The organism is Wolbachia endosymbiont of Wuchereria bancrofti (genome assembly GCF_002204235.2).
In the GTDB taxonomy this organism is placed as follows: domain Bacteria; phylum Pseudomonadota; class Alphaproteobacteria; order Rickettsiales; family Anaplasmataceae; genus Wolbachia.
The window spans coordinates 1-7,037 of the sequence record NZ_NJBR02000007.1; the positions used below are offsets into that span (position 1 = coordinate 1).

At 36.0% G+C, this 7,037-nt stretch carries 5 protein-coding genes; 3 read left to right on the forward strand and 2 right to left on the reverse strand.

Annotated elements, in window-relative coordinates; genetic code table 11:
* Nucleotides 1–351: 351 nt before the first annotated feature.
* Entirely contained in the window at nucleotides 352–669 is a 318-nt protein-coding gene (locus CCY16_RS00740) for a hypothetical protein (RefSeq protein WP_088414193.1), read from the reverse strand.
* 475 nt (nucleotides 670–1,144) lie between these two features.
* Here CCY16_RS00740 and CCY16_RS00745 point away from each other — a divergent pair, with 475 nt between their 5' ends.
* Entirely contained in the window at nucleotides 1,145–2,314 is a 1,170-nt protein-coding gene (locus CCY16_RS00745) for an RluA family pseudouridine synthase (protein ID WP_088414195.1), read from the forward strand.
* Between the two features lie 461 nt (nucleotides 2,315–2,775).
* On the opposite strand, the gene pdhA is transcribed toward CCY16_RS00745, so the two are convergent.
* Nucleotides 2,776–3,765: a pyruvate dehydrogenase (acetyl-transferring) E1 component subunit alpha gene (pdhA, locus tag CCY16_RS00750; protein WP_088414197.1), complete on the reverse strand. Its 990-nt coding sequence runs from the start codon at nucleotides 3,763–3,765 to the stop codon at nucleotides 2,776–2,778.
* A gap of 66 nt (nucleotides 3,766–3,831) precedes the next feature.
* On the opposite strand from pdhA, the gene hemJ reads away from it, so the two are divergent.
* Nucleotides 3,832–4,260: a protoporphyrinogen oxidase HemJ gene (gene hemJ / locus CCY16_RS00755; RefSeq protein ID WP_088414199.1), complete on the forward strand. Its 429-nt coding sequence runs from the start codon at nucleotides 3,832–3,834 to the stop codon at nucleotides 4,258–4,260.
* A 47-nt stretch (nucleotides 4,261–4,307) separates the two neighbouring features.
* Nucleotides 4,308–6,929: a pyruvate, phosphate dikinase gene (gene ppdK / locus CCY16_RS00760; RefSeq protein ID WP_088414201.1), complete on the forward strand. Its 2,622-nt coding sequence runs from the start codon at nucleotides 4,308–4,310 to the stop codon at nucleotides 6,927–6,929.
* Nucleotides 6,930–7,037 lie beyond the last annotated feature (108 nt).

Consider the following 7,037-nt stretch of genomic DNA (forward strand, 5'->3'; position numbering starts at 1 on the left):
CAAATATTGTTATTTCGTTTACTTTTTTAAAACTACCTTATATGTCATTAGAATATTAAATTACAGTATGTCAGAAAAAGTTATTCCTAGTACACCAGCAATAATTATGTTTACAGCTATTATCGCTAGAGTGCTCTCTTCAAACAAATCCATGATTATTAGAGAAACATAGGGAATAACTTTTGCTATTGATAAATAATCTAAATTAGATGTAAGAACAAATTTTATACTATGTGAGGTAACTGCTGGTAGATAAGTGTTATAATGCTTGAGATAAATGCAACTTTAAAGTTTGCTTTAAGTTTTTCTCTTACCAAAGCTCCTTATGAAGAAACAGATGCGATAGTAGTATCAGATATCATTGAAGGTTGTCACCAATACAGCATCACCTACCATAGCCGCAGTTCCTATTTCGAGACCAAAAATTCCATTTTTCACTAAGTTAACAGCTATTGGTACCATTAATGCAATAACTTCCATAGATATGCTAATTGCAGTTGAAATAAAAGCGTAGGCCAAAAATATTCTAGGCAGTAGTAATTTCGCTGGAAGAAAGTTAAGAATGAAGTTAGCAACAGTATCTGCGCTACCAATTGATTGAGTAATTGCAGAAAGTGCTCTGGAAAACAGAAAAGTTAAGCACATAGTAAGAGCGTTTTTATTACCCATGCCCTCGATAACAGTATTGACGTTGTGCTGAATCTTATTTGTACTACGGGGACGGCAAAAAACAGTGCTGTGGTAACAATAGATTACTGGTGAAACTTGATGAGGTGGATTGCTAGTTCCAATAAAGGAAAAACAAGTACCACTTCAAAGATACAACATAAAAAATAACTAGAGGAAAAAAACCGTCATTTTACTGTACTTGAAACTTAGAAACTGTAACTAGTTAAGTGGGTTTTAAGCAAGCACTAATATTTGGTTTTCGCTAATCATGCAGGAAACCGACAGCAGAGTTTTGAACTCTATATTCAATCTGTTTGCTGGATGGCACATGTAGTCCTTGACAATAGATCCTACTAAGCTCTAGCTCCGCTTACTGAAATGATATCCTAATAAGTGATTTCGCAGAGTATATTTTATGCTATACTTTTTTATGTCATGCAAATAACTGACACTGGTGTTTATCCAAATAGAGTAAATGGGGAATATAAAAACCATATCAGTAGAAGATAATAACGTTAGGCTAGACAGATACATCAGAAGAATCTTTCCCAATTTGAAGCAATCCGCAATTGAGAAGTCTTTAAGGAGAGGACTGATCAAAGTTAATGACTGCAAAGCTAAGTCTAGTGATAGAGTAAACTCTGGGCAAATTATAACGATAAAATACTTGGATTATATTGAAAACGCTAATTCTAACTGTAAACATAATGAAAAGTTGGTAGAGCTGTTAAGAAGCAACATATTATATGAGGACGAATATATATTAGCCATTAACAAACCTGCAGGAGTAATTGTTCAAGGTGGCATAAAAGTAAAGATTAGTATTAGTGATTTGCTTGATCAAGTCAGAAAGGGAGAAACATTTAAAATTGTCCATAGATTAGATAGAGACACAAGTGGAGCAATAATATTCGCACGTAATGCTAATGTTGCCAGATACCTTATGGAGGAATTTAAAGGACGGAGAGTAAAAAAAACTTACTTAGCATTAACTTCTGGCATACCAAGTAAGAATAGAGGAGTAATAGACTACCCATTGGTGAAGAAATATGTTTCAGGCCAAGAGAAAGTGGTCATTGACAAAAATTCATCCCAGAATGCCACTACGCGTTTTTCGATTATAGCAAAATTTAAACTCAATAAACCTCTCGTGCAACGCCCTATTATTCAAGTAGCTGATACACAGCTATATGAACATTGTAATTTAAGTCTACCAAAAGTGTGTCATCTAAGTAGCCTTTCTTCCTGTTATCCCAGTGCTTTCCTTTGTCATTTCAGTGCCCCGATACTGGGATCCAGCAAAATTGATCATAAACAAGCGCACTATATAACATTTTCAATCAAAAAACTGGATTCCAGTATCACATGCTGGAATGACACCAGATCGGTTGCTTATTTAAAATTACAGCCAATTACCGGCAGAACTCATCAGTTGCGCACACATTTAGCCCATATAAACTGTCCTATTCTTGGTGACGGTAAATATGGTGGTAAAAAAGCTTTTGTTGATGGCATAGCGAGTAAAATCCACCTTCACTCATATTCTTTATCTTTAAAACTACCAAATAATAAAAAAATCACTATTACTGCCCCTCTCCCTGAGCACATCAAAAAGTCCATTGAAGCACTACACACTCCCTTTTGAGTAACAAATGCTAGCTTGCAAAGCAGTGGCTTAAAAAAAGGCAAAAGAAGCCCTGTGGTGGCTAGTTATTTAATATGTACTTTCAATATTAGCGTTTTTTATTCCAAACACTTAATGATTAGCTACTTTTAAATTGCAACTAACTTTTAGCTGTAAATACTTAAGAAATTTACCCAATAAAAAAAAGCAAAAAAATCCCCATGGCAGCTGGTTATCCATTATCATTTTATCAGTTGACGTTTTTTTAATGTTTCTTAAGCGCTCAGTAAGCACGATTTACAGTACTAGCTAATAATGTAGACAATAATATAAAAGACATGAGGTGCACACAATGCAAAAAATTAAACATGAGACACCAGATATGTTAGTTTTTTTGTCGTTTAATCTGTACAGAGAAGATAAATAACTAACTTCAGTACTATGGGAGCTGGTGAAGTTTATCAAAGAATTTTATGTTTAATCTATAATGAATGGCTGGCAGACTTGTAAACGTCAGTACATAGCTCACCAATGTTTGGTTCTTCACTATTTTTAGAAAAACCTTCTGACTTTTTCACTAAATCACGTATTTCCTTGTCAATTGTTTTACATTCTTCCTCTGAAGCAATTTTATTATCTATAATGTACTTCTTTAAAGTGCTTATAGGATCATGATTTTGCTTCATATCTTCAACTTCTTCTTTCGAACGATAGGTAGCAGGATCTGACATCGAATGGCCGCGATATCGATATGTCTCCATTTCAAGTAAAATAGGTCCTTTTCCGCTACGCGCGTACTCAGCTGCTTCGCTTGTAGCCCCATAAACAGAAAAGAAATCCATTCCATTAACTTGCTTCCCAGGAATACCAAAACTCTCCCCTCTCTTATATAGCTCAGTTACCAAAGTTGACCTTTGCACGGAGGTCCCCATCGCATATTCGTTATTTTCTATGATGTAAACCACAGGTAACTTCCACAAAGATGCCATATTAAATGATTCATACACTTGCCCTTGATTTGCAGCACCATCACCAAAATACGTGAATACTACGTTATCTTTTTTCTTATATCTATTAGCAAATGCTATTCCTGTGCCAATTGGAACTTGTGCACCCACTATTCCATGTCCACCAAAGAATTGCTTTTCAACATCAAATATATGCATTGAGCCACCTTTACCTTTTGAACACCCCGTTTCTTTACCGGTCAGCTCTGCCATCACAACATCTGGATTGGAGTCACATGCAAGCATTAAACCATGGTCCCTATAACTTGTGACAAAAGCATCACCAGGTCTTGATGCAGCGTAAGTCCCAACTGCAACTGCTTCTTGTCCTATTGATAGATGACAAAATCCACCTATTAGTCCCATTCCATATAATTGTCCTGCCTTTTCCTCAAATCTGCGTATGAGTAGCATTTTCCTGTAAAATTTAATTACCTGCTCTTTAGTGAAATTTTCTGCTTTCATCTTGATTTCTTTTTCGTTAAACTGAGATAATATCAGAAATTTTTAATATCTTGTAACAATATCTACATGGATTATTACCACTGGCTCGAGGCTTTTCATATTATTTCCATCATTATGTGGATGGCAGGTATGCTTTATTTGCCTAGGCTGTATGTCTACCACGCAACTGTAAAGCCAGGATCAGAAAATGATAGCTTACTTCAAACAATGGAAAGGAGACTTTTAAGATACATTATAAACCCTGCAATGCTTTTTTCACTCAGTTTTGGGATTGCATTAATGATTATTAGGGAAGCGTACCGCGAAGGGTGGTTTCATGTAAAAGCACTAGCATTGTTTTTTATGTTTGGTATTCATGGGCTACTTGCAATGCACAGGAAGAAGTTTGCAATGGGTTCAAATGAAAAGAATCACGTTTATTTTCGCGTTTTAAATGAGATGGTCACGGTATTGATAATAATCATAGTTATTATGATTGTTGTGAAACCGTTTTAGTGGATACTGTTTATGTGAAATATGTTTGTCAAGAAAAACCAGAAACAATGGAAGAAAAGTTAATATACTACTTTAGTCAGAACAAATGCGAAGGCAATGCAGAAATGAAAAATCTGCTGGGAGGAAAGGGAGCAAATTTAGCAGAAATGTGCAACATTGGTATTCCCGTTCCACCTGGTTTTACAATCTCCACTTCTGCTTGTAAAAATTATTACCAAGGTAATGGACTATCTGACGACCTATGTAGCACAATCAAAGAGTATATGACAATGCTCGAAAATGATATTGGTTGCAAATTTGGAGATTCAAATAATCCCTTATTAGTTTCAATACGTTCCGGTAGTGTTAATTCAATGCCGGGTATGCTCGATACAATTTTAAACGCTGGCTTAAATGATACAACCGTCATTGGTCTTGCAAAAAAAAGCGGAGAACGTTTTGCTTATGATAGCTACTGCCGTTTCATCATGATGTATTCCAATGTTGTATTACAACTCGACCACCAACTATTTCAAAGCGTTATTGATAACAAACGACAAAAAAATGGAGCAAAAAGTTTAGCTGATCTTAATGTTGATATTTTAAAGAGGATTGTTTACGATTTCAAAAAGATAGTGCATGAAAAAACAGAGAAACATTTCCCGCAGGACATTGAAGAGCAGCTGCTAAGCTCAGTAAATGCGGTGTTTGCTTCTTGGCAAAATGAAAGAGCTGTTTCCTATAGAAAAATACATAATATTCCTGAAAACCTTGGAACTGCAGTTAATGTACAAGCGATGGTTTTTGGTAATTTGAATAATAATTCCGCAACTGGTGTGATATTTACACGCAATCCTTCAACTGGAGAAAAAAAATGTTTTGGTGAATTTTTGGTCAATGCTCAAGGTGAAGATGTGGTTTCTGGTGTCTATACTCCTATACCGATTAATGGGAAGCAAGAAAACACCATGGAAAAGCTGATGTCAAGCGTTTATCAAGAATTATGTGAGGTATGTAAAAAACTTGAGGTGCACTATAAAGACATGCAAGATATCGAATTTACTGTGCAGGGCGGCAAGTTATGGATTTTACAAACTAGGTCTGGTAAGCGTACAGCTGAAGCTGCTGTTCGTATAACAGTTGATATGGTAAATGAAGGAACAATTACAAAAGAAGAAGGAATACTAAAAATTGATCCCAAAACTTTTGATAATTTATTACATCCAGTCCTCGAAGCTAGAGTCGATCAAAAAGTAATAGGGAAGGGACTGCCAGCTTCTCCAGGTGTTGCTTCAGGATATATAGTTTTCAGCGCAAGTGATGCGGAAAAAGCTGCAGAACAGGGTAAAAAAATAATTTTAGTAAGACTAGAAACTAGCTCTGAAGATATCAATGGAATGAATGCTGCAAGTGGTATAATAACAGCACGAGGAGGAATGACTTCGCATGCTGCCGTTGTAACCCGCGGGATGGGTAAACCATGCATTTGCAGTGTAAATGGACTTTATATTGATAAAAATGGAAATTTCTTTTCTTTAGGAGATAGAACAGTAAATAAAGGGGAACCAATAACCATCAATGGAGGAACAGGTGAAGTTATGCTCGGCATCCTTCCCACAATTTCACCTGAGTTATCGCAAGAATTCAAAACGATAATTAACTGGATAGATGAAACTAAAATGATTAAAGTGAGAGCGAATGCTGATACTCCAAAAGATGCAAAAATTGCTAAAGAATTCGGTGCTGAAGGCATAGGTTTATGCCGTACAGAGCATATGTTTTTTGCTAGTAACAGGATTGAGTTCATTCAAAGATTGATAATAGCTGACGACAAAACCGAAAGAACAAGTGCATTAAGCAAGTTAGAGAAAATGCAAAAGTCTGATTTCAAAGAGATATTTTCCATTATGGGGGACAGGGAGGTTACTATACGTTTGCTTGATCCACCTCTACATGAGTTTTTACCAGATAATCAATCTACTATAGAAAAGATTGCTAAATCACTGAATAAGTCAGTTGAATCAGTAAAAAACAAAATAGTACAGTTATCAGAAAAAAACCCAATGCTTGGCCACCGGGGCTGCAGGCTCGCCATTTCTCATCCTGAAATATATAGCATGCAAACCAGGGCAATACTCAGTGCCGTGGATGAGTTAAAGAAGGAGAAAAAGGCAGAAGTTAAGCCCGAAATTATGATTCCTTTTATCATGAACGAAAAAGAGTTTACCTTGATATGCGAGTTATTAAAAAAAGAGGCTGAAAATTTCGATGTGAACTATTCAATTGGAACGATGATAGAGCTACCACGGGCAGCACTGATTGCTGATAAGCTAGCAAAACACGCAGAGTTTTTTAGTTTTGGCACTAATGATTTAACGCAAACAACTATGGGGCTCTCAAGGGATGATTCAGTTAATTTCCTCAATTCTTATAAAGAAAATAATATATTTGAAAACGATCCATTTGAAGTACTAGATGTCGAAGGGGTAGGGGAGTTAATTAAAACAGCTATCGAAAGAGGCAAAAAAACCAGAAAAGAAATTAAACTTGGTGTATGTGGAGAGCACGGAGCAGATCCAAAATCCATAGAGTTTCTCATCAAATCAGGGGTAGATTACATCTCATGTTCGCCTTATAGAGTACCAATTGCAAAGCTTGTTGCGGCCCAGAAATCTAAGTGTGCTGGATAAGCAGAAAATAATAGCAAATGGTACCATTCCAGTGCGTACTGCACGAATTGCAACATTTAAGAATAATGTATACCAAGGATGCAAAAAGAAACACTTAACAAATCTTGC